This is a genomic window from Variovorax sp. GW821-FHT09D04, assembly GCF_059416405.1.
This window is the reverse complement of the sequence record NZ_JBWKPA010000007.1, coordinates 295,943-319,465: the sequence shown is the minus strand read 5'-3', so window position 1 is coordinate 319,465 and position 23,523 is coordinate 295,943. Positions and strand designations below refer to the sequence as shown.

Genomic DNA, 23,523 nt, shown 5'->3' with positions numbered 1-23,523 from the left:
TCAAAAGCCCGTGCGGTGGGCCTCATCGGCCGGTGGCGCACCGAAAACGGACCGGGGCCGGCACGCCGCGCACGGGCGTCGTGCGCCGGCGCTCTCCGCATTGGTGCGCCGGGGTGCAGGGGCGCAAGGGGGCGGCGGCGCCGGTGCGCGGGGCTTTTCCGTATGCTCGGGGCCTTGCAACGCAGGGCGAACGCCCCCACGAACCCCGAAGAACTTGCCATGTGCGGCTCCGAACTCCATTCCCTCCCTGAAGGTGTCCAGCGCGTCTCCCGCGTGCTGCAGGACGCCGGCCATCCCCATGCACCCCGCATGCTCGACGACGCCTGCCGCACCGCGCAGCAGGCCGCCGACGCGCTGGGCATCTCGGTCGGGCAGATCGCCAAGAGCATCATCTTCCGGCGCAAGAGCGACGAGGCGGCGGTGCTGGTCATCACCTCGGGCGACAAGCGCGTCGACGAGAAGAAGGTCGATGCCATCGTCGGCAAGACCGGCCGCGCTGACGCCGACTTCGTGAAGGCGCGCACCGGCTTCACCATCGGCGGCGTGTCGCCGGTGGGCCATGTGACCAAGCCCGTGGTGCTGATCGACCGCGAGCTGTTCCGCTTCGAGGAGATCTGGGCCGCCGCGGGCCATCCGCACGCCGTGTTCCAGCTGCACCCGACCGATTTAGAGAAGCTCACCGGCGCGCCGGTGGCCGACGTGGTGTGAACTTCGACGAAGCGCATGCGCTCGCCGAGCGCGCGGGCACCGTGCAGCGCATGGACGGCGAGGTGCCTTCGCCGTGCTCGTCGGTGTGCCGCATGGACCGCCTGAGCGGCTTCTGCGAAGGCTGTCTGCGCACCATTCCCGAGATCGCCGGCTGGAGCAAGATGGAAGACGACAGCCGCCGCCAGGTGTGGCGCGCGATCGAGCTGCGGGCCCAGGCCGGCATCTGGCGCGTGCCCGAACCCACCACAGGAGACCACGACGCATGAAGCACATCGACTTCTATCTCGATTTCATCTCGCCCTACGCGCACCTGGCGTTCGAGCACCTGCCCGAGGCGCTCGAAGGCCTGAGCGTGAGCGTGGCCTACAAGCCGGTGCTGCTGGGCGCGCTGCTCAAGCACCACGGCCAGCTCGGCCCGGCCGAGATTCCTTCGAAGCGCAGCTGGACCTACCGCCACGTGCTGTGGCTGGGCCAGGCGCACGGCATCCCCATCGAGATGCCGGCCTCGCACCCGTACAACCCGCTGCCGCACCTGCGCCTGGCCGTGGCCACGGGCGACGACGGCAGCATCAGCCGCCTGGCGGCCGAAACCCTCTTTCGCCATGTGTGGCGCGGCGGCGAAGAGGCGGGCGACGCCACGCGGCTGGCCGCGCTCACCGCGCAGCTGCAACCCAAGCGCGACGTGAACGGCGACGAGAACAAGGCCCTGCTCAAGCGCAACACCGATGAGGCCGTGGCGCAGGGCGTGTTCGGCGTGCCGTGCTACGTGGTCGATGGGCGCCTGTTCTGGGGCTTCGACGGCCTGGCGATGCTGCGTGCCTACCTGCGGGGCGATGCGTGGTTCGACGGTCCGCAATGGACCGGCGCCGACCAGCGGCCCTCGTTGCTGCGCAAGAGCTGAGGCTTTTTTGCTGCTTCGCAGCAAGGACTGAGGACAAACCCGCGCAGGGTCCTTGTTTCTTACAAGCTGAAACGAGCAGCGCGGGTTTCACCCTAAACCGTAAGCGCCCGTTCAGTTTCGCGAAAGCCTCGGGTCAGTCGCGCCTCCAAGAATGCCCCACGGTCCCGAATGCCGGGAACCGATGGACGCATACATACACACCAGGAGACGACGATGGCAGCCACGCTAGATTCAAGGGGAGTGCCGCATCCGGCCCCCCGGCCCATGTCCGCGGAGGAGAAGAAGGTCATCTTCGCCTCCTCGCTCGGCACCGTGTTCGAGTGGTACGACTTCTATCTGTACGGTTCGCTCGCCGCGATCATCGCGAAGCAGTTCTTCAGCGGCCTGGATGCGGGCGCGGCCTTCATCTTCGCGCTGCTGGCGTTCGCCGCCGGCTTCCTGGTGCGTCCGTTCGGCGCCATCGTGTTCGGCCGCCTGGGCGACATGATCGGTCGCAAGTACACCTTCCTGGTGACGATCCTGATCATGGGCCTGTCGACCTTCATCGTCGGCCTGCTGCCCAGCTACGCGACCATCGGCGTCGCGGCGCCGGTGATCCTGATCGCGCTGCGCATGCTGCAGGGCCTGGCGCTCGGCGGCGAGTACGGCGGTGCCGCCACCTATGTGGCCGAGCACTCGCCGCACGGCAAGCGCGGTGCCTACACCTCGTGGATCCAGACCACGGCCACGCTCGGCCTGTTCCTGAGCCTGATCGTGATCCTGGGCGTGCGCACCTGGCTCGGTGAGCAGGCCTTCGGCGAGTGGGGCTGGCGCATTCCGTTCCTGGTCTCCATCCTGCTCCTGGCCATCTCGGTGTGGATCCGCCTGACGCTGTCGGAGTCGCCGGCCTTCCAGAAGATGAAGGCCGAGGGCAAGACCTCGAAGGCGCCGCTGGCCGAATCCTTCGGCCAGTGGAAGAACCTGAAGATCGTGATCCTGGCGCTGATCGGCCTCACGGCCGGCCAGGCCGTGGTCTGGTACTCGGGCCAGTTCTATGCGCTGTTCTTCCTGACGCAGCAGCTCAAGGTCGATGCGACCACCGCCAACCTGATGATCGCCGCCGCGCTGCTGCTCGGTACGCCCTTCTTCGTGGTGTTCGGCACGCTGTCCGACAAGATCGGCCGCAAGCCGATCATCATGGCCGGCTGCCTGCTGGCCGTGGTCACCTACTTCCCGGTCTTCAAGATGCTGACCGAAGCCGCCAACCCCGACCTGGCCCGCGCACAAGCCACGGCCGGCGTCACCGTGACGGCCGACCCGAAGACCTGCTCGTTCCAGGGCAACCCCGTGGCCCGCGAGATCGACTTCAAGAGCTCGTGCGACATCGCCAAGCGCTACCTCGTGCAGAACTCGGTGAGCTACGAGAACGTGGCCGGCGCGCCCGGCTCCGCGGCCGTCGTGAAGATCGGCGACAAGACCGTCGAGGCGCCCACCGGCGTGGTCGCGAACTCCAAGTTCGACGAGACCAGCGTCAAGGCCATCGCCGCCTTCAAGAAGGGCGTGGCCGAAGACCTGAAGGTCGCCGGCTACCCGTCCAAGGCCGACCCCGCCAAGATCAACAAGGTGCTGACGATCGTGCTGCTGTTCTGGCTGGTGCTGCTGGTGACCATGGTCTATGGCCCGATCGCCGCGATGCTGGTCGAGATGTTCCCCACGCGCATCCGCTACACCTCGATGAGCCTGCCGTACCACATCGGCAACGGCTGGTTCGGCGGCCTGCTGCCGACCACCGCCTTCGCCATCGTGGCCTCGACCGGCAACATGTACAACGGCCTGTGGTACCCGATCATCATCGCGGGCATCACGCTGGTGATCGGCACGCTGTTCATCCGCGAGACCAAGGACGTGGACATCTACGCCAACGACTGATCGGCGGCATCTGGAGGGGGCCGCGCGGCGGCTGCCCTCCGTTCAACAAAGAGGCTTCATGCCCCGCGGCATGAGGCCTTTTTCTTGAACCCTCTTCGTCCCCCTTTTCACCTTCTCAGGAGACAGTACCCATGTGGAAAATCGTTGTCGGCTTCGTCATCTTCGCCGCCATTGCCCTGTATGTGATTTCGATGGGCGGCGACAAGATCGACATGTCCGGCGAGAAGCACGGCGGCGACACGACGCACGCCCCCGCACCAGCGGCCACGCCGGCGCCTGGCGCGTCGGCACCGGCTGCCGCGGCTTCCGCCGCGAAGTAACGCAACGGGGCGCGCGTCAGCGCTTGAAGCGGCCTTCGCTGATGATCGCGAGGTCCGCGAAGTCGATGCCGCTGTGGTCCTGCGGCGAGTAGCTCACCTCGAGCCCACCGCCCAGGTCGTAGCCCTTGAGGCTTTCGAGCGCCGCCAGCACCTTGGCGCGCGTGGGCTTGGGGCCCGCGCGGCGCAATGCCTCCACCAGCACCTTGGCCGAGGCGAAGCCTTCGAGCGCAGCCGGTGACAGCTCGCCCTGGCCCTTGGCGCGGGCGAGCGTCAGCGCCTCCTTCACCATCGGCTGGCCCATCGAGCGTTCGCTGGGGAACACCTGCGTCACGATCACGCCGCGGCTGGCGTCGCCCAGCTGCTTGATGAAGCCCGACGAGGCGTTGTTCGACAGCGTGACCACCTGCGCCGCCGAGCCCGCGGCGCGCAGCGCCTTGATGCCGTCGACCACCGCCACGCCCGAGCCGATCCACACCACCGCCTGCGCATCGGCCTTCATGATGGCGGGCACGATGGTCTTGTAGTCGGGCTTCTCGCGGTCGGCCGGCACGGTCGCGATCGGCTGGGCCTTGCCCTTGGTGAAGCCGTTCATCGCGCCCTGCAGCGCGTCGGCGCCGAACGAGTCGGTCACGTGGACCACGGCGATGCGCGTCAGGCCGATGGTCAGCAGGTGCTGCACCGCCTTCTCGGCCTCGCGCTGGTAGGTGGCGCGCACGTTGAACACGTGCTTTTGCAGCGGCTTGTGCAGCACCATCGCGCCGGTCGAGGGGCCGATGAGCGCCACCTCGTTCTTGTCCAGGTAGGGGATGATGGCCTGCGAGTGCGGCGTGCCGCGGCTCATGAAGAGCGCGAGCACCTTCTTGTCCTCGATCAGCACGCGCGCGTTATCGCCCGCGCGCTTGACGTCGAAGGCGTCGTCCATGCGGATCACCTCGATCTTCTCGCCGTGGATGCCGCCCTGGGCATTGGCTGCGTCGATCACCAGTTGCGCGCCGCCGATGGTCTCGTTCACGCTCGCGGCCACCGAGCCGGTCATGCCCGCGGTCTGGCCGATCACGATCTGGGCCGAGGCGCCCATCGCGTACAGCGCCAGCAGGGCGGCCACGCCGAGCGCGTGCCGTGAACCTGCCACTTTCTTCTTCGTCATGAAAGCCTTTCGGAGCCTTCGGGAGACTCGCTGAACAATTGTGAAAACAAATGTCGCATTTGTTTCATAAAGTGTCTTTGGACGCATCCAGACAAACCCCTGCGCGGGCGCCGCCCATGCGCCGGCGTGGGCCGAAGCGTCACGAAGCACTCCCTAGAATGTTTGCCCCACCCCCCAAGGCACTCATGACACAGGGCTCCATCCGGATTCGCGGCGCGCGCCAGCACAACCTCCAGAACCTCGACCTCGACATCCGCACCGGCGAGATGACCGTGGTCACCGGGCCCAGCGGCTCGGGCAAGTCGAGCCTCGTGTTCGACACCCTCTACGCCGAAGGCCAGCGCCGCTACGTGGAGACCTTTTCCGCCTACGCGCGCCAGTTCCTGGACCGCATGGACAAGCCCGCCGTCGACAAGGTGGAGGGCGTGCCGCCCGCCATTGCCATCGACCAGACCAACCCGGTGCGCTCCTCGCGCTCCACGGTCGGCACGATGACCGAGCTGAACGACCACCTGAAGCTGCTCTACGCGCGCGCGGCCCAGTTGTTCGACCGCGAGACCGCGCTGCCGGTGCGCCACGACTCGCCCGACAGCATCTACGCGCAGATCGCCGAGCGGGCGGCGGCCGCGGGCGACCCGCGCATCGTCATCACCTTCCCGGTCGAGCTGCCGGCCGGCACCACGGCGGACGAAGTGACGCAGTGGCTGTCCGCCAGCGGCTTCACGCGCGTGCAGGCCGAGCGCGAGGTGGCCACGCCCACCGGCCCGCGCAAGGTGCTCGACGTGGTGGCCGACCGCTTCCGCATCTCGAGCGCGGAGCGCGCGCGCGTGGTCGAGGCCATCGAAGTGGCGCTCAAGCGCGGCAGCGGGCGCGTCACCGTGCACGCGACCGGCGCGGAAGAGAACGCACCCACCGACGTGTGGAAGTTCTCGACCGGGCTGCACTGCCCTGAAAGCGACATCCGCTACACCGACCCCATCCCGTCGATGTTCTCGTTCAACTCGGCGGTGGGCGCCTGCGACACCTGCCGCGGCTTCGGCCGCGTGATCGGCGTCGACCTGGGGCTCGTGATCCCGAACGACAAGCTCACGCTGCGCGCCGGCGCCATCAAGACCATCCAGACGCCCGCGTGGAAAGAGGCGCAGGACGACCTCATGCGCCACGCCGAGGCCGCCGGCATTCCGCGCGACACGCCGTGGAACAAGCTCACCGAGGAGCAGAAACACTGGGTGATCGAGGGCACGCCCAATTACAAGGACGGCAACTGGAACAAGCAGTGGTACGGCGTGCGCCGCTTCTTCGGCTACCTGGAGAGCAAGGCCTACAAGATGCACATCCGCGTGCTCTTGTCGAAGTACCGCAGCTACACGCCGTGCCCCGTGTGCAGCGGCGCGCGCCTGAAGCTCGACCCGCTGCTGTGGCGCATCGGCAGCAAGGACGACGCCGACGCCGTGCTGCCGCCTGAAAAGCGCTTCCTGCCCACCGGCGCGAAGTGGAGCCGCGCGCAGCTCGAGGCGCTGCCCGGCCTGTGCCTGCACGACCTGATGCTGCTGCCCATCGAGCGGCTGCGCAAGTTCTTCGACCGCGTGGAACACCACGGCAACGGCAGCCCCGCCAGCGAAGGCGAGGCGCAGGCGCTGAAGCTGCTGTTCGAGGAGATCACCACGCGCCTGCGCTACCTGCACGACGTGGGCATCGGCTACCTCACGCTCGACCGCCAGAGCCGCACGCTCAGCGGCGGCGAGGTGCAGCGCATCAACCTCACGACGGCGCTGGGCACCTCGCTGGTGAACACGCTGTTCGTGCTCGACGAGCCCAGCATCGGCCTGCATCCGCGCGACATGAACCGCATCACCGAGGCCATGCTGCGCCTGCGCGATGCGGGCAACACGCTGGTGGTGGTCGAGCACGACCCGGCCGTGATGCTCGCGGCCGACCGCGTGATCGACATGGGCCCCGGCCCCGGCGCGCGCGGCGGGCAGATCGTGTTCGACGGCGGCACCGACCAGCTGCGCGACGCCGACACGCTCACCGGCCAGTACCTGGGCGGGCGCAAGAAGATCGGCATGGGCTTCAAGCGGCTCGTGAGCGAGAACACGCACCGGCTCATTCTCGAAGGCGTGCGCGAGCACAACCTGAAGAACATCACGGTCGACTTTCCGCTCGCGCGCCTCGTGTGCGTGACCGGCGTGAGCGGCTCGGGCAAGTCCACGCTCATCCAGGACGTGCTGGCACCCGCGCTCATGCGCCACTTCGGCAAGGCCACCGAGACGCCGGGCGCGCACGACCGCATGCTCGGCGCCGACCACCTGGGCGACGTGGTGTTCGTCGACCAGTCGCCCATCGGCAAGACCGCGCGCTCCAACCCCGCGAGCTACGTGGGCGCGTGGGACGCCATCCGCGAAATCTTCGCCACCGCGGCGCTGTCGCGCCAGCGCGGCTACACGGCGAGCAAGTTCAGCTTCAACTCCGGCGACGGGCGTTGCCCGACCTGCGGCGGCTCGGGCTTCGAGCACGTCGAGATGCAGTTCCTGTCCGACGTGTACCTGCGCTGCCCCGATTGCGACGGCAAGCGCTACCGGCCCGAGATCCTCGAAGTGAAGATCGAGCGCAAGGGCCGCGGCTACAACGTGGCCGACATCCTGGAGCTCACCGTGGCCGAGGCCGCGGCGCTGTTCGACACCGACCGCGACGTGCTGCGCGTGCTGCAGCCCATCGTCGACGTGGGCCTGGACTACGTGAAGCTCGGCCAGCCCGTGCCCACGCTGTCGGGCGGCGAGGCGCAGCGCCTGAAGCTGGCGGGCTTCCTGGCCGAGGCCGCCAAGAGCGCGACCGCGAGCCGCCAGATGGTGGCGCGCAAGGGCACGCTGTTCCTGTTCGACGAGCCGACCACCGGCCTGCACTTCGACGACATCGCGCGGCTCATGCGCGCGCTGCGCAAGCTGCTCGACGCGGGCCATTCGCTCATCGTCATCGAGCACAACCTGGACGTGATCCGCGCCAGCGACTGGCTCATCGACCTTGGTCCCGAGGGCGGCGACGCCGGCGGCCAGGTGGTGGCCGAAGGCACGCCCGAGCAGCTGCGCGAGAACCGCGCCTCGCTCACTGGCGCGGCGCTGGCCGACTACGAACTCGCCGTTGGACCGGGCGCCTACAAGGTGGCCGAACGCGCGGCGCGGCGCTACATCGCCAACGCGAAGACGGCGCCCGGTGGCAACGCCATCGAGATCGTCAACGCGCGCGAGCACAACCTGAAGAACCTCAGCGTGGACATTCCGCGCGGCAAGTTCAGCGTGGTGACGGGCGTGAGCGGCTCGGGCAAGTCGACGCTGGCGTTCGACATTCTTTTCAACGAAGGCCAGCGCCGCTACCTCGAATCGCTCAACGCCTATGCGCGCAGCATCGTGCAGCCCGCGGGCCGGCCCGAGGTGGATGCGGTGTACGGCATTCCGCCCACGGTGGCCATCGAGCAGCGCCTGTCGCGCGGCGGCCGCAAGAGCACGGTGGGCACCACCACCGAGGTGTGGCACTTCCTGCGCCTCTTGTACGTGAAGCTGGGCATCCAGCACTGCGTGCACGACGGCGCGGCCGTGCAGCCGCAGACGCCCGACAGCATCGCCGCGCAGCTGATGCGCAACTTCAAGGGCCAGCACATCGGCCTGCTCGCGCCGCTGGTGAGCAACCGCAAGGGCGTGTACACCGAGCTGGCCGACTGGGCGCGCCCGCGCGGCTTCACGCACCTGCGCGTGGACGGCGACTTCCTGCCGACCACGGGCTTTCCGCGCATCGACCGCTTCAAGGAGCACAGCATCGAGCTGCCCGTGGCCAGCCTCGACGTGCTGCCTTCGCAGGAGAACGAGCTGCGCGCGGCGCTCACCAAGGCGCTCGAGCACGGCAAGGGCGTGGTCCATGTGCTGAGCGAACTCGACGGCCTGCGCGCCGCCATGATGGCGGGCGTGTCCGCCGTGGGCATCGGCCGCGTGCAGGTGTTCTCCACGCTGCGCGCCTGCCCGGTGTGCAGCACCAGTTATGCCGAGCTCGATCCGCGCCTGTTCAGCTACAACAGCAAGCACGGCTGGTGTCCCGACTGCGTGGGCACGGGCGTGAAGCTCAGCAAGGACCAGCGCAAGGTCTTCGACGATTCGATCCGCGACGACGACAGCAAGGGCCGCGAACAGACCTTCGCCGAACCCGAGGTGGAAGACCTCGCCGACGTGGCCTGCCCGACCTGCGAAGGCACGCGCCTGAACGCCACCGCGCGCGCCGTGGGCTTCGGCACCGCGGCCGACGGCTCGGGCGGCATCGGCATCACGCAGCTCGCGCGCATGAGCGTGACCGAGGTGCGCCAGTGGTTCGAAGGGCTGGTGCTCAACGGCCGCGAAGCCGAGATCGCGCGCGACCTCGTGCCCGAGATCAAGAGCCGCCTCGAATTCCTGGAAGAGGTGGGCCTGGGCTACCTCACGCTCGACCGTGGCGCGCCCACGCTCTCGGGCGGCGAGGCGCAGCGCATCCGCCTGGCGGCGCAGCTGGGCAGCAACCTGCAGGGCGTGTGCTACGTGCTCGACGAGCCGACCATCGGCCTGCACGCGCGCGACAACCAGATCTTGCTGAACGCGCTGCACAAGCTCGGCGAGAAGGGCAACACGCTGGTGGTGGTGGAGCACGACGAAGACACCATCCGCCGCGCCGACCACATCATCGACATCGGCCCGAGCGCCGGCAAACGCGGCGGCCGCCTCGTGGCCGAGGGCACGGTGGCCGACATCCAGAAGGCCGGCGATTCGCAGACCGGCCGCTACCTGCGCGATGCCATCAAGCACCCGCTGCAGGCGCGCCGCCTCATTCCCTCGCCCGATCCGAAGGCCGAGGACAGCGGCAACTGGCTCACCGTGCACGGCGCCGACCTGCACAACCTGCAGGACGTGACGGCCACGCTGCCGCTGCACCGCCTCGTGGTGGTCACGGGCGTGAGCGGCTCGGGCAAGTCGACGCTCGCGCGCGACGTGCTCCTGGCCAGCGTGCAGGGCATCGTGGTGCAGCGCATGACCAAGGCCGGCCGCGACGCCGATGCCGCGGGCAAGCGCCCGGCCTGGGTCGGCTGCCGCGGCGTCGACGGCTACGAGGTCATCGACCGCGTGCTCGAGGTCGACCAGACCCCCATCGGCAAGACACCGCGCAGCTGCCCCGCCACCTACATCGGTTTCTGGGACACCATCCGCAAGCTCTTCGCCGACACGCTCGAAGCCAAGGCGCGTGGCTACGGCCCGGCGCGCTTCAGCTTCAACACCGGCGAAGGCCGCTGCCCGGGCTGCGAAGGCGCGGGCGTGCGCACCATCGAGATGAGCTTCCTGCCCGACGTGAAGGTGCCCTGCGAGGTCTGCCACGGCGCGCGCTTCAACCCCGAGACGCTGGCCGTGAGCTGGCGCGGCAAGAGCATCGGCGACGTGCTGAAGATGGAGGTCGACGAGGCGGTGGAGTTCTTCGCCAGCATGCCCAACATCGCGCACCCGCTGCAACTGCTGAAGGACGTGGGCCTGGGCTACCTCACGCTGGGGCAGCCGTCGCCCACGCTGTCGGGCGGCGAGGCGCAGCGCATCAAGCTGGTGACCGAACTGAGCAAGGTGCGCGACGACATCACCCGCCGCGGCCAGAAGGCGCCGCACACGCTGTACGTGCTCGACGAGCCGACCGTGGGCCTGCACATGGCCGACGTCGAGAAGCTGATCCACGTGCTGCACCGGCTGGTGAACGGCGGCCACAGCGTGGTGGTGATCGAACACGACCTCGACCTGATCGCCGAAGCCGACTGGATTCTCGACCTCGGACCCGAGGGCGGCAACGCCGGCGGACGCATCGTGGCGGCGGCGCCGCCGGAGGAGGTGGTGCGATTGGGTACGCACACTGGCGTAGCTCTTAAGGCCGTGTTGGCACGTTGACGCGCACAGGCGCACAATGGCTTGAACCCTTGGCGCAGGCGCATCCTGAATCAGCCATGGTGGAGACCGTGTGAACGGATGAAGCGCCGTGCCGGGGGCTACGCAAGGAGCCGCGCCATGACCCGCTTCATCGATGTTCACAGCCTGGTTCGCCTGGTGGATGAGACCGGCGTCCCGGAATTCCTCGTCACGCTGGCCGACGCGCTGCGCGACGACTTCCTGCGATGGCGCGAGTTCGACAAGAAGGCGCGCGTGGCCAGCCATTCGCACCTGGGCGTGATCGAGCTCATGCCCGTGGCCGACGATGGCGCCTATGCCTTCAAGTACGTCAACGGCCACCCGCACAACACGCAGGTCGGCCTGCCCACGGTCATGGCCTTCGGCGTGCTGGCCGAGGTCGACACGGGCTACCCCGTGCTGCTGTCCGAACTCACGCTCACCACCGCGCTGCGCACGGCCGCCACCTCGGCCATGGCCGCCAAGGCGCTGGCGCGGCCCGATGCGCGCAGCCTGGCGCTCATCGGCAACGGCTCGCAGAGCGAGTTCCAGGCGCTGGCCTTCCATGCGCTGCTGGGCATCGAGCAGGTGCGCGTGTTCGACATCGACCCGCGCGCCACCGACAAGCTGGTGCGCCACCTCGCGGCCTGCACGCCGATGGAGATCGTGCGCGCCGGCTCCACCGCCGAGGCGGTGCGCGGCGCCGACATCGTGACCACCATCACCGCCTACCAGGGCCACGCGACCGTGCTCACGCCCGACATGATCGAGCCCGGCATGCACATCAACGCCGTGGGCGGCGATTCACCCGGCAAGACCGAGCTGCACCCCGATGTGCTGCGCGGCGCGCGCGTGTTCGTCGAGTACGAACCGCAGACCCGCATCGAGGGCGAGATCCAGCAGCTGGCGCCCGACTTCCCGGTGCACGAGCTGTGGCGCGTGCTGCTGGGCGAAGTGCCCGGCCGCGAGCGGCCGGAGCAGGTGACGGTGTTCGACTCGGTCGGCTTCGCGCTGGAGGACTACACGGCGCTGCGCTGCATCCAGCAGCTGGCGCTGGAGCGCGGCGTGGGCCGGCAGATCGCGCTGGTGCCCGAGCTCGACGACCCGAAGGACCTGTTCGGCCTCACCGCCTCGGGGCGGCGCCGGGCGGTGCTGCGGCGTGCGGCATGATGGCAGGCCCTGTCGTCACGCCCTTCGCCGCTTCATGCTCACCATCTACAACGACCAGCACGCCCTGCACCAAGGCCAAGTCGAAATGTTCCGGGGCGAGCTGGTGCCCTGCTTCGAGGTGCCCGCCCGCGTCGACCATGTGTGGCACGAACTCGAGCGGCGCGGCCTCGGTCCGCTGCAGGCGCCCGACGCGTTCGACGACGCGCTGCTGGCGAAGGTGCATGCGCCGCGCTACCTCGACTTCATCGCCCATGCCTGGGACGAGTGGGTGGCGCTCGATGCCGCCAATGCCACGCGCGACGCGCTGCCCTCGTACTGGCCCACGCGCGGCATGCGCACCGATGTGTTGCCAAAGAGCTTTCCCGCGCGCCTGGGGCTCTTTGCGTTCGACGCCGGCACGCCGCTGACGGCGGGCAGCTGGGCCGCTGCGCGCCATGGCGCGGCCTGTGCGTGGACGGCGGCGCGGCGCGTCGTCGGCGGCCAGCGCAGCGCCTTCGCGCTCACGCGCCCGCCCGGCCACCATGCGGGCGCCGACTTCTTCGGCGGCTACTGCTTCGTCAACAACGCTGCCGTCGCCGCGCAGGCGCTGCGCGATGCGGGCGTCGAGCGCGTGGCCGTGCTCGATGTCGACTATCACCACGGCAACGGCACGCAGGCCATCTTCTACGAACGCAGCGACGTGCACTTCGCCAGCCTGCACGGCGACCCGCTGACCGACTACCCGTACTACCTGGGCCACGCCGACGAGCGCGGCGCAGGCGTGGGCGAGGGCTTCAACCACAACCTGCCGCTGCCGCGCGGCACCGACTTCACGGCCTGGCGCACGGCGCTCAAGACGGCGCTCGACGGCATCGCGAAGGTCAAGGCCGGCGCGCTCGTGGTCTCGCTGGGCGTCGACACCTTCGAGGGCGATCCGATCTCAGGCTTCAAGCTGAAGAGCGACGACTACCTGCGCATGGGCGAAGACCTCGCGCGCGCCGGCCTGCCGACGGTGTTCGTGTTCGAGGGCGGCTATGCGGTGGCCGAGGTGGGTGTGAACGCGGTCAACGTTCTCGAAGGCTTCGCGCAAGCCGCGGGCTGAAGGCGGAGTTGCTTCGGCGACAGCAGTCGGGTGAGCCCCGATTGCTGCACCGGGCGGGGCAGGGCCCAATGCGCGGCTCGATCCACGCTTCAGGAGCCTTCCGTCATGTTTCGCCGTTCCCTTCTCCGTGCCGCCACGCTGGCCGCCTGCGGCCTCGCCGCGCCGCTGGCGGTGCTTGCACAGGCCTTTCCCGCGAAGCCCATCAAGCTCGTGATCGCCTTTCCCGCGGGCGGCCCGACCGACATCACCATGCGCCAGCTGGCCGACAACGCCAGCAAGATCCTGGGCCAGCCCGTGATCATCGACAACAAGCCCGGCGCCGGCGGTACGCTGCCCGCGCAGGCGCTGCAGACCGCGCAGCCCGACGGCTACACCGTCGCGCAGATTCCGCTGGGTGTGTTCCGCCTGGGCTACACCACCAAGATCAACTGGGACCCGCTCAAGGACATCAGCTACGTGCTGAACGTCACCGGCTATGCCTTCGGCATCGTCGTGCCGGCCGACAGCCCCTTCAAGACCTGGGCCGACTTTGTCGCCTACGCCAAGGCCAACCCCGGCAAGCTCACCTACGGCTCGACCGGCAACCTGACCAGCCCGCACCTCACGACCGAGATCGTGGCGCAGAAGGCCGGCATCCAGCTGCAGCACGTGCCCTACAAGGGCAGCGCCGACCTGATGCTGGCCGTGGTCAGCGGCCAGCTCATGGCGGCAGCCGACAGCACCGGCTTCGCGCCGCAGGTCGAGGCCGGCAAGCTGCGCGTGCTCAACACCTGGGGCGAGAAGCGCCTGGCCAAGTTCCCCGACGCGCCCACGCTGAAGGAGCTGGGCTACGACGTGGTGCAGAACTCGCCCTTCGGCATCGGCGCGCCCAAGGGCACCCCGCCCGAGGTCGTGAAGAAGCTGCACGACGCCTTCAAGCAGGCGATGGAAGAACCCAGCTATGTGGCCTCGCTCGGCCGCTACGACATGCTGCCCAACTACATGAGCTCGGCCACGTACACCAAGTTCGCGCAGGACACGGTGGTGCGCGAGAAGGTGATCATCGACAAGCTGGGGTTGGCGAAGGAGAAGTAAGCGCCCGCCGGAAAAGGGGAGGCGTGCGCGGCGCCTACCCCGATCCGTGACCGTTGTCCTGAACTCACCCCCTATATCCCTCCGTAATCTAGGCGTTAACCCTATGTAATCCCTTTGTCTTCCAGCGCAGGAAAACTCGGACCCAGTCTCGCGGCAACAAGGCCCGGACGTCCCAAAGTCGCGCCCGGTCTCGGCGCAGCGGCATCCCCCTCCTGGAGTGACACCAATGAAAAAATCCCTGCTTGTTCTGGCTGCCATCGCAGCCTGCGGCGCCGCGTCGGCGCAATCGACCGTGACCCTGTTCGGCGTGGTCGATGCCGCCTACCGCAACGTAGCGAACAAGAGCGTTTCGACCACCCCCTTCGGCCCCGCCTACAGCGTGAAGGCCAGCCGCACCGAGCTGGCGAACTCGGGCCTGAGCTCGAGCCGCCTCGGCTTTCGCGGCGTGGAAGACCTGGGCGGCGGCCTGTCGGCCAGCTTCTGGCTCGAAGCCCCGATCACCAATGACGACGGCGCCACCGGCGTGTCGAACTTCACCCGCCGTTCGACCGTGAGCCTGGCAGGCAGCTTCGGCGAACTGCGCCTGGGCCGCGACAAGACCGCGACGGTGATGAACGAAGAACAGTTCGACCCGTTCGGCGACACCGGCATCGGCGGCTCGCTGATCATCGACGCCAACGAAGCCAGCGTGCCGGGCAGCGGCTACGGCAGCAACGGCACCTACAAGCGCGCCAGCAACATGGTGCAGTACTTCCTGCCGCGCCTGGGCGGCTTCTACGGCAACGTGGCCTACGGCCTGGCCGAGCAGACGCGCCTGTCGCCCGACACCGCCGCCAGCACCAACACCGGCCGCCACATCGGCGGTCGCCTGGGCTACACGACGGGTCCGTTCGACATCGCCGCCAGCTACGCGCAGAACGACACCAGCTTCACGACCGGCAGCGGCGCCGCCGCCGTGGCACGCCCGGGCAAGGTCAAGACCTTCAACCTCGGCGCGACCTACGACTTCGGCGTGGCCAAGCTGTTCGGCGAGATCTCGCGTTCGAAGGACGAGCGCAACGCGCTGAACATCTTCACGCCCGGCCAGGACGTGGACCTCACCGGCTACCTGCTGGGCGTGACCGTGCCGATCGGCCCGGGCGTGATCCGCGCGTCGTATTCGCAGGTCAAGTACGACTTCAACCGCGTGCCGGTCTTCGGCGTGAACAACGCCGACCCGAAGGCCAACAAGCTCGCGCTGGGCTACGTGCACAACCTGTCCAAGCGCACCGCGCTGTACGGCACGGTCGCGCGCGTCAGCAACAAGAACGGCGCGGGGCTCACGGTGGGTGCAGGCCCGTCGTACGCCACCACGTTCAACCGCACCGCGCTGCAGGCCAAGAGCTCGATGGGCTACGAGTTCGGCATCCGCCACACGTTCTGATGTCCTGAAGGGTCGCGCATCGCGCGACCCTCACCACTGCAAGTTTCTCCAAGGGTCGTTCAACCGGTCCATTCGGCCCGCCCTGCGCGGGCCTTTTTTTCGTGCGCGGCCGGCGGCGACGTCCTGGAGGACGCGGCTCAGCGCGCCGACAGCACCGCGTGCGCGGCCTGCGCAAACCCCGCGCCGCGCTCGCCCTGCGTCACGTAGCGCGGCAGGTGCTCCAACTGCGGCACGAAGCGCGCGACGTTCGCCACGCCGATGCTGTGCGCGAAGCTGCGGAACATCAGCTGGTCGTTGGTGGAGTCGCCCACGTAGGCCCAGCGGTCCATCTCGTCGTCGAGCGTGCGGCCCCACAGCTCGCGCACGATCCAGCGCGCGCCTTCGAGCTTGTCGTTGTCGCCGTACCAGCCGTTGATGTGGATGCTGCTCACGGTGGCGTGCATGCCTTCGCCGCGCATCAGCGCGACGACGCGCGCGATGGTGTCGTCGCTCAGCGTCACGAACTCGCTGTGGTCGATGGCGATGTCGGTCTCGCGCCCCGGCGAGTCGGTGGCGCGGCCGGCGCCCGGAATCTCGCGCTCGATGCGCGCCAGCACGGCTTGCATGCGCGCGAAGTTGGTGGCGCGCGTGGCGGCGTCCTGCTGGTAGCGCTTCTCGACACCGCCGCCCGTCGCTGGGCGCAGCGCCACCGCGCCGTTCTCGGCCACGATGGCATCGACCGGCCAGCTGTTCACGAAAGGCAGGCTCCAGCCCACGGGCCGGCCGGTGATGGCAACCACCGCCAGGCCGGCGGCCTTCAGGTCGGCCAGCGCCTTCAGCGCGTCGGGCGTGATCGCGCCGTCGGTGGTGAGCGTGTCGTCGATGTCGGTGAACACGCCGACCAGCGCCGCGCGCGCGTCGGCGGGCCAGCGCGTGAGCGGCAACAGGTGGTGGGGCGAGGCGGGCAGGGGAGGCGAAGACATGGACAGGATTCTCGAAGAGGCCCGTGATCGTACCGGCGCTTTCGTGTAGCATCCCGCCCCCGCCGCGCTTTCGGGCCGGCGCGGCACCTTCCACCATGCCTCACATCCTCGTCGACAACCTGCGCAAGACCTACCGGGTGTCCGAGCGCGACCCCGGCCTGCGCGGTGCGTTGCGCGGCCTGCTGCAGCGCCGCCACCGCACGGTGGAGGCGCTGTCGGGCGTGTCGTTCGCGCTGGAGCGCGGCGAGCTGCTGGGCTTCATCGGGCCGAACGGCGCGGGCAAGTCGACCACCATCAAGATCCTCTCGGGCATCCTGCGGCCCGACGGCGGGCGCGTGGAAGTCGATGGGCGCGACCCCTTTGCCGACCGCGAACGGCACGTGGCGCGCATCGGCGTGGTCTTCGGCCAGCGCACGCAGCTGTGGTGGGACCTGCCCGTGGGCGACGGCTTCGACCTGCTGCGCGACATCTACCGCGTCGACCCGCAGCGCTACCGCCGCACACGCGACGAGCTGGTCGCGCTGCTGCACCTGGAGCGCGTGCTCGACCAGCCGGTGCGCCAGCTCTCGCTGGGCCAGCGCATGCGCGCCGAGATTGCGGCGGCGCTGCTGCACGAGCCCGACATCCTGTTCCTCGACGAGCCGACCATCGGCCTCGACGCGCCCTCCAAGCTCGCCGTGCGCGACTTCGTGCGCCGCGCCAACCGCGAGCGCGGCACCACCGTGCTGCTGACCACGCACGACATGCACGACATCGAGGCCCTGGCCCAGCGCGTGATCGTCATCGGCCACGGCCGCGTGCTGGCCGACAGCCCGGTCGAGGCGCTGCGCGCGCAGGTGATGGCCGAGCGCCGGCTGGTGGTCGACTTCGCGCAAGATGCCACGCCGCCCGCGCACGTCGACGGCGCCACCGTGCATTCGCGCGACGGCCAGACGCTGGTGCTCGACTTCGACCCCAAGCAGACCCCCGCGCCCGCGCTCATCGCGCGCATCGCCGGCGCGCACGCCGTGGAAGACATCCGCCTCGAAGGCCTCGCGATCGAAGCCGTGATCGCGCGCTTCTACGCCATGCACGGAGCGGCCGAGGCGTGAGGCCGGCCATGGGCCCGCGCGACCTCGCCCGGCCGTATGTCGCGGCGTTCGTCTCGCGCTTCCTGCAGATGCTGCAGTACCGCACCGCGGCGCTCGCGGGCTTTGCCACGCAGTGCTGGTGGGGCGGCATCAAGGTGATGGTGTTCGCCGCGTTCTACAGCGGCAGCGCCATCGCGGGCGCGGCCTCGTCGATGTCGCTGGCCCAGGCCATCACCTACACCTGGCTCGCGCAGGGCCTGCTGGTGCTGATGCCCTGGCTCGGTGACCCCGAAGTGGCGCAGGCCGCGCGCACCGGCGCCGTCGCCTACGACCGGCTGCGCCCGGTGGACGCCTACGCGCTGTGGTTCGCGCGCACCGCAGGCTGGATCGCGGCGCGCCTGCTGCCGCGCGTGGCGCTGATGGCGGCCTTCGCGGCGGTCGCATTGCCGCTGGTGGGGCTGGGCGACTGGGCCTGGCAACTGCCTGCGAGCGCGATGGCTGGCGCGGCGTTCCTGCTGTCGGTGGTGCTGGGCCTCTTGCTCTCGACCGCGATGGTGATGCTGCTCAACGTGGCGACCACGGCGGCGCTCAACGAGCGCGGCATCCAGGCGGTGGCGACGCCCGTGGTCATCGTGTTCTCGGGCAACCTGCTGCCGCTGGCGCTGCTGCCCGACGCCTGGCAGACCGCGCTGCTGGTGCAGCCGCTGGCGGGGCTGTTCGATATTCCGGCGCGGCTGTACTTCGGGCAGCTGAGCGGCGCGCATGCGCTGGGCGCGCTGGGGCTGCAGTGCTTCTGGATCGTCGCGCTGGTCGCGTTCGGGCGGGTGGCGATGGGGCGCACGATGCGCAGTCTGCAGGTGCAAGGTGGCTAGGGTGACGGACGCGCGCAGGGAGCCACTCCCGTCCTCGGAGGCAGCGCCGTCGTATGGTGGCGGGTGCGACAACCCCGCCCCTGCCATGCGCCCCGTCATTCCCGTTGAAGCCGATGCGCCGACGCCCCCCGCCGTGCGGACCGTCACCTGCGCGATCGACCAGATCGCCGTGGCCGATCTGCCGCGCAGCGCGAGTTCCCCGCTCTTCGAACGCCTTCGCCGCTCCGTGCGCGGGGTGACCCTTCGCACGCCGCCTTCGAACGAGGCCGCGCGCTGGCACACGCACACGATCGGCGGCGTCGCGCGGCGCCTTGCGCTGCCCCTCACGTTCACGCCGTACGCGTCCGTGAAGCCTTGTTCGGCACGTTGCGGCTTCTGCTCGGAAAACCTGCGCAAGACCGACGGCGGAACCTCGGCGTCCCGGCTGCGTCCGACGCCGGACTACTTCGACGGCCTGTCCCGCGCGCTGCGCGCCTTGCGCGGCGTGCCGCTGTCGTGGTCGCTCTCGGGCCTGGAAACGAGCGACGACGCCGACTGGATGCTTCGGCTGCTGCACACGCTGGCCGCGGGCGAAAGCGAAGGCCCGGTGGTCGAGGACCGTGTGCTCTACACCAACGGCGCAGGCTTTGCCGGGCCGCAGGGCGAGGTGCTGCGGCGCGCGCTGCAACGCTTCGGAATGAGCTGGCTGGAGCTGTCCCGCCACCACCACGATGGCGCGATCAACCAGGCCATCATGCGGTTCCGGCCCGAGGTGGCCATCGGCGACCCCGCCGTGTTCGAACGCACCGCGCGCCAGCTCGCCGATGCGGTGGCGCTGCGGCTCGTGTGCATCCTCCAGCGCGGCGGCGTCGCGCAGCCGACCGACGTGGCCGCGTACCTCGCGTGGGCACGGCAGTGCGGTGCCGGGACCGTCGTCTTCCGGGAGTTCTCGCGGCTCGACGACGGCTATCGCGACAACGCCACCGCGCGCTATCTGCGCACGCAGCGGGTCTCGATGGACGCGCTGCTGACGGCCTGCCTCGACGCTCCCGACATCTCGCGCGGGTGGACCCTCGAAAGCCTCACCGAGGGCTACTACTTCTGGAACCTGCGTCTGCGCACCGACAACGGCCTGACGGTCGTCTTCGAAAGCGCCGACTACGGTGCCATGCACGCGCGCCACGCGACCGGCGATGTCTACAAGCTCGTCTACTTTGCCGACGGACAGCTCTGCGCCGGCTGGGAGCCGGGGCACGACGTGCTGCTCGACACGCGCACCGCGAAGGCCTGCCCATGAGCAGTCACAGCTGGCTGATGCTCGACCATGAATCGCCGCGCTACCGGCTGCCGGACGACCTGCGCGCGCGCGACCCGATGGGCGGGCGCGATTGCGGATGGCTCGAGCAGATGCTGCCCTTCGTGCGCCGGTTCTCGCAACCGGGCGACACGGTGTTCGATCCGTTCGCCGGCTTCGGCACGACGCTGCTCGCGGCACGCCTCGAGCAGCGCCAGGCCTTGGGCTGCGAAGTCGATGCAGGCCGCATCGACCTCATCCGCGAGCGGCTGGCGCGCCACGGCCTCGCCCACGGCACGACGCTCCTGCACGCCTCGTGCGATGCGCTCGAAGACGCCGCGCTCCCGCCCTTCGACCTGTGCCTGACGAACGTGCCCTACTTCGGTTGCCGCTGGACCGGTGCGCAGGCAACCTCCCAGCTTTACGACAGCCCGAGCTACGCGCAGCACCTCGATGGCCTGCGCAACGTCTTCCACCGCGTCCGCGCCGGATTGCGCGAGGGCGGTGCCTGCATCGCGATGGTGGAGAACCTCCGGATCGGCGATCGCGTGCTGCCGCTGGCCTTCGATTTCGCGCGCATCCTGGGTTCGCTCTTCACGATGGAGGAGGAGCGCGTGCTGGTCTATCCGCACGACGCGGAAGACAGCGACACCGATGCCCGCACCGACCGGCGCCACGAACACGCGCTGGTTTTTCGCAAGCAGCGCGAGCGCATCGACCTGCCGGCCACGGCCGCGCTGCTCGATGCCATGCGCGCCGCAGGACACGTCTTCACGCTGTTCGGCAGCTTCGCGCGCTGGCAGCAGGACCCACAGGGCCCGCCGCCCGCAGACGCCGATATCCGCGTCGACGCCGACCCGCAGCGCCTGGACGCCCTGCTGCGATGGCTGCAAGGGCAGGGCTTCTCGGTGACGAGCTGGGGCGACCCGGTCACCGCGCCCCTTCACCTCGACAGCTACCGCGACCGCTTCTACTTCCGAGCCGACCGCATCGATGCCCGCGGCGCATTGATCCGGCTCGACATCTGCTACGAGCAATGAGTGGCATGACGCAATCCGCACAACGGTGGATCGACCCGCACCACGACCGCGCTCGGTGTGCGCAGGACAGCGGGTGCTTCCCGCAGCGAAATCAAGGAGGAGGGCGAAGCCCGGGGGACATTCGCGGAGGGAAGTACCCGGTGGCCTGTGCACGTGCCCTGAACAGCGGCGAGGGCCATTGAAGATGGGCGCACTTCCCCTGTTCTTCCGTCTCATGGCCGCTTCCATCAGCGGCCAGGCCAGGTACCCCGCGTCCGCGTTGCTGCTGACCCTCGGCCAGTTCCTGGGCACAGGCATCGAGGTCGTCGCCGTTTGGGCGCTGTTCCATCGCTTCGGCGAGGTGCAGGGCTGGGGCATCGGCGAGGTCGCGCTGTTCTATGGCCTCGTGAACTGCATGTTCGCCCTTGCCGATGCGCTGGGCCGTGGCTTCGACGTGCTGGGCACCGAGTTCCTGCGCACCGGCACCTTCGACCGATTGCTGCTGCGTCCGCGCCCGCTCGCACTGCAGCTCATGGGCCACGACGTGCGCATCAGCCGCCTCGGCCGGCTGCTGCAGGGCCTGCTCGTGCTGGCCTTCGCGACCGTGCAGGCCGACATTGCATGGACCCCCAGCGCCGTGGCAATCGCCATGTTCGCCCTGGCCGGTGGCATCGCGCTGTTCCTCGGCATCCTCGTGCTGCAGGGCACGCTGTCGTTCTGGACCGTCGAAAGCCTGGAGATCGCCAACGTGCTCACCTACGGCGGCGTGCAGGCGGCGCAGTACCCGCTGGCGCTGTATGCGCAGTGGTTCCGCCGCGTGCTGACCTTCATCGTGCCGCTGGCCTGCGTGGCGTACTACCCGGTGCTGGCGATCCTGGGCAAGCCCGACCCGCTGGGCGCGCCGGCCTGGGTGGGGTGGGTGTCGCCGCTCGCGGGCTTCGTGTTCCTCGCGGCGGCGTTCGGTGCGTGGCGCCTCGGGCTGCGCCACTACGCCTCGTCGGGCAGTTGATCAGCCGGCGCTCTGCAGCGCCAGGCCCGCGTGCTCGCGCAGCGGATGGAAGTGGATCTTCGGAAAACGTTCCTGCGCCAGCCGCACGTCGTACGGCGAGGTGCACAGGAAGGCCAGCGTGTCGGCCGCGTCCTTGGCCATGCGCACCGGGTAGGCGTGGACGAACTCGCGCAGCTCGGCCGGGGTGTCGGCCGTGATCCAGCGCGCGCCCGTGTACTGGCAGCCTTCGAGGCGCACGTCGGCGTCGTACTCGGCCTTCAGGCGGTGCTGCACCACTTCGAACTGCAGCTGGCCGACGGCGCCCAGCAGCATCGGGCCGCCGACCTCGGGGCGGAACACCTGGATCGCGCCTTCCTCGCCGAGCTGGGCCAGGCCCTGCTGCAGCTGCTTGGTGCGCAGCGGGTTCTTCAAAATCACGGTCATGAACAGCTCGGGCGCGAAGAAGGGCAGTCCGGTGAACTGCAGGTTCGCGCCGTCGGTGATGGTGTCGCCCAGTTGCACGCCGCCGTGCGTGGTGAAGCCCACGATGTCGCCGGCATAGGCCTCTTCCACCGCCTCGCGGCGCTGGCTCATGAAGGTCACGACGCTGGTGGGGCGCAGCTCCTTCGCGGTGCGCTGCACCTTCAGCTTCATGCCCGGCGTGTACTTGCCCGAGGCCATGCGCACGAAGGCGATGCGGTCGCGGTGGTTGGCGTCCATGTTGGCCTGCACCTTGAAGACCACGCCCGCGAAGTCCTTGTCCTCGGGCTGGATCTCTTTCACCACCGGCTGGCGGTTGACCAGCGTGGTGCTGGTGCGCGACTGCGGCGAGGGCGCCAGGTCGACCAGCGCGTCGAGCACTTCCATCACGCCGAAGTTGTTCACGCCCGAGCCGAAGAACACCGGCGTCTGCTTGCCGGCCAGGAAGGCCTCGCGGTCCCAGGTGGGGGAGGCGCCGGTGGCCAGTTCCATGCTTTCCATGGCGTGCTCGAAGTCGGCGCCGAAGCGCTTGACGAGCGTGTCGCGCTCGCTCAGCGGGATGGTCTCGAAGTCGTGCGGCAGCCGCTCGCTGCCCGACTCGAACACCGTCATCGCCTGCGTGCGCAGGTTCATGATGCCGCGGAAGCTCTTGCCCTGGCCCACGGGCCAGGTCATGGGCACGCAGGGCATGCCGAGTTCGCGCTCCACCTCGTCCAGGATGTCCAGCGGCTCGCGCACTTCCCGGTCCATCTTGTTGACGAAGGTGATGATGGGCGTGTCGCGCTGGCGGCAGACCTCGATCAGCCGGCGCGTCTGCGCTTCCACGCCGTTGGCGGCGTCGATCACCATCAGCGCCGAGTCGACGGCGGTGAGCACGCGGTAGGTGTCTTCCGAGAAGTCCTTGTGGCCGGGCGTGTCGAGCAGGTTGATCACGTGCTCGCGGTACACCATCTGCATCACCGACGAGGCCACCGAGATGCCGCGCTGCTTCTCGATTTCCATCCAGTCGGAGGTGGCGTGGCGCGAGGCCTTGCGGGCCTTCACCGAGCCGGCGATCTGGATCGCGCCCGAGAACAGCAGCAATTTTTCGGTCAGCGTGGTCTTGCCGGCGTCAGGGTGGGAAATGATCGCGAAGGTGCGACGGCGGCGGGTTTCGGCGAGAAAAGACAAGGTGGGCAATCTGCAGGGGAATCC

The 23,523-nt window shown here is 69.2% G+C and carries 18 protein-coding genes; 15 read left to right on the top strand and 3 right to left on the bottom strand.

Annotation, left to right across the window (positions count from 1 at the left end; all coding sequences use genetic code 11):
- Positions 1-219: 219 nt before the first annotated feature.
- From AC07O4_RS22375 to AC07O4_RS22355, 5 genes are all read left to right on the top strand, one after another.
- Entirely contained in the window at positions 220-708 is a 489-nt protein-coding gene (locus AC07O4_RS22375) for a YbaK/EbsC family protein (protein WP_062477348.1), read from the top strand.
- Positions 705-974, top strand: a complete 270-nt coding sequence (locus AC07O4_RS22370; RefSeq protein WP_082818188.1) for a DUF1289 domain-containing protein — start codon at positions 705-707, stop codon at positions 972-974. The genes AC07O4_RS22375 and AC07O4_RS22370 overlap by 4 nt, the downstream gene beginning before the upstream one ends.
- Positions 971-1,609 carry a 2-hydroxychromene-2-carboxylate isomerase gene (locus tag AC07O4_RS22365; RefSeq protein ID WP_495305705.1) on the top strand — a complete coding sequence of 213 codons (639 nt, stop codon included), beginning with the start codon at positions 971-973 and terminating at the stop codon, positions 1,607-1,609. Before AC07O4_RS22370 ends, AC07O4_RS22365 begins: the two co-directional genes overlap by 4 nt.
- Positions 1,610-1,822: 213 nt before the next feature.
- Positions 1,823-3,517 (top strand): MFS transporter, encoded by a 1,695-nt coding sequence (locus tag AC07O4_RS22360; RefSeq protein ID WP_062477354.1) that lies wholly within the window; start codon positions 1,823-1,825, stop codon positions 3,515-3,517.
- Positions 3,518-3,648: 131 nt separating this feature from the next.
- Complete coding sequence (locus AC07O4_RS22355; RefSeq protein WP_056577413.1) at positions 3,649-3,837, top strand: hypothetical protein; 189 nt, start codon at positions 3,649-3,651, stop codon at positions 3,835-3,837.
- Between the two features lie 16 nt (positions 3,838-3,853).
- On the opposite strand, the gene AC07O4_RS22350 is transcribed toward AC07O4_RS22355, so the two are convergent.
- Positions 3,854-4,984: an ABC transporter substrate-binding protein gene (locus tag AC07O4_RS22350; protein ID WP_139701371.1), complete on the bottom strand. Its 1,131-nt coding sequence runs from the start codon at positions 4,982-4,984 to the stop codon at positions 3,854-3,856.
- Positions 4,985-5,169: 185 nt separating this feature from the next.
- Here AC07O4_RS22350 and uvrA point away from each other — a divergent pair, with 185 nt between their 5' ends.
- The 5 genes from uvrA to AC07O4_RS22325 all read left to right on the top strand — a co-directional run bounded on the left by uvrA (position 5,170) and on the right by AC07O4_RS22325 (position 15,665).
- A complete protein-coding gene (gene uvrA / locus AC07O4_RS22345; protein WP_493195625.1) occupies positions 5,170-10,920 on the top strand; it encodes an excinuclease ABC subunit UvrA in 5,751 nt (1,916 codons plus the stop codon).
- Between the two features lie 117 nt (positions 10,921-11,037).
- Complete coding sequence (ocd, locus tag AC07O4_RS22340; RefSeq protein WP_492686431.1) at positions 11,038-12,087, top strand: ornithine cyclodeaminase; 1,050 nt, start codon at positions 11,038-11,040, stop codon at positions 12,085-12,087.
- Positions 12,088-12,121: 34 nt separating this feature from the next.
- Complete coding sequence (locus tag AC07O4_RS22335) at positions 12,122-13,168, top strand: histone deacetylase family protein (protein ID WP_495305704.1); 1,047 nt, start codon at positions 12,122-12,124, stop codon at positions 13,166-13,168.
- A 105-nt stretch (positions 13,169-13,273) separates the two neighbouring features.
- Entirely contained in the window at positions 13,274-14,242 is a 969-nt protein-coding gene (locus AC07O4_RS22330) for a Bug family tripartite tricarboxylate transporter substrate binding protein (RefSeq protein ID WP_062477370.1), read from the top strand.
- A 226-nt stretch (positions 14,243-14,468) separates the two neighbouring features.
- Entirely contained in the window at positions 14,469-15,665 is a 1,197-nt protein-coding gene (locus AC07O4_RS22325; protein WP_095947929.1) for a porin, read from the top strand.
- Positions 15,666-15,802: 137 nt separating this feature from the next.
- On the opposite strand, the gene AC07O4_RS22320 is transcribed toward AC07O4_RS22325, so the two are convergent.
- Positions 15,803-16,627 carry an HAD-IIB family hydrolase gene (locus AC07O4_RS22320; protein WP_495305703.1) on the bottom strand — a complete coding sequence of 275 codons (825 nt, stop codon included), beginning with the start codon at positions 16,625-16,627 and terminating at the stop codon, positions 15,803-15,805.
- 95 nt (positions 16,628-16,722) lie between these two features.
- Here AC07O4_RS22320 and AC07O4_RS22315 point away from each other — a divergent pair, with 95 nt between their 5' ends.
- The 5 genes from AC07O4_RS22315 (at position 16,723) to AC07O4_RS22295 (ending at position 21,870) form a co-directional block, all read left to right on the top strand.
- On the top strand, positions 16,723-17,718 hold the full coding sequence (locus AC07O4_RS22315; RefSeq protein WP_492679890.1) for an ABC transporter ATP-binding protein: 996 nt from the start codon (positions 16,723-16,725) through the stop codon (positions 17,716-17,718).
- A gap of 8 nt (positions 17,719-17,726) precedes the next feature.
- Positions 17,727-18,569 carry an ABC transporter permease gene (locus AC07O4_RS22310; RefSeq protein WP_495305702.1) on the top strand — a complete coding sequence of 281 codons (843 nt, stop codon included), beginning with the start codon at positions 17,727-17,729 and terminating at the stop codon, positions 18,567-18,569.
- Positions 18,570-18,654: 85 nt separating this feature from the next.
- The gene (locus AC07O4_RS22305) at positions 18,655-19,845 is read left to right on the top strand and encodes a hypothetical protein (protein WP_495305701.1); all 1,191 of its coding nucleotides are present in this window, start codon (positions 18,655-18,657) and stop codon (positions 19,843-19,845) included.
- On the top strand, positions 19,842-20,882 hold the full coding sequence (locus AC07O4_RS22300) for a DNA methyltransferase (RefSeq protein WP_495305700.1): 1,041 nt from the start codon (positions 19,842-19,844) through the stop codon (positions 20,880-20,882). Before AC07O4_RS22305 ends, AC07O4_RS22300 begins: the two co-directional genes overlap by 4 nt.
- A gap of 184 nt (positions 20,883-21,066) precedes the next feature.
- Complete coding sequence (locus AC07O4_RS22295) at positions 21,067-21,870, top strand: ABC transporter permease (RefSeq protein ID WP_495305699.1); 804 nt, start codon at positions 21,067-21,069, stop codon at positions 21,868-21,870.
- Here AC07O4_RS22295 and AC07O4_RS22290 read toward each other — a convergent pair whose 3' ends face one another.
- On the bottom strand, positions 21,871-23,499 hold the full coding sequence (locus tag AC07O4_RS22290; RefSeq protein ID WP_062482912.1) for a peptide chain release factor 3: 1,629 nt from the start codon (positions 23,497-23,499) through the stop codon (positions 21,871-21,873).
- Between the last annotated feature and the right edge of the window lie 24 nt (positions 23,500-23,523).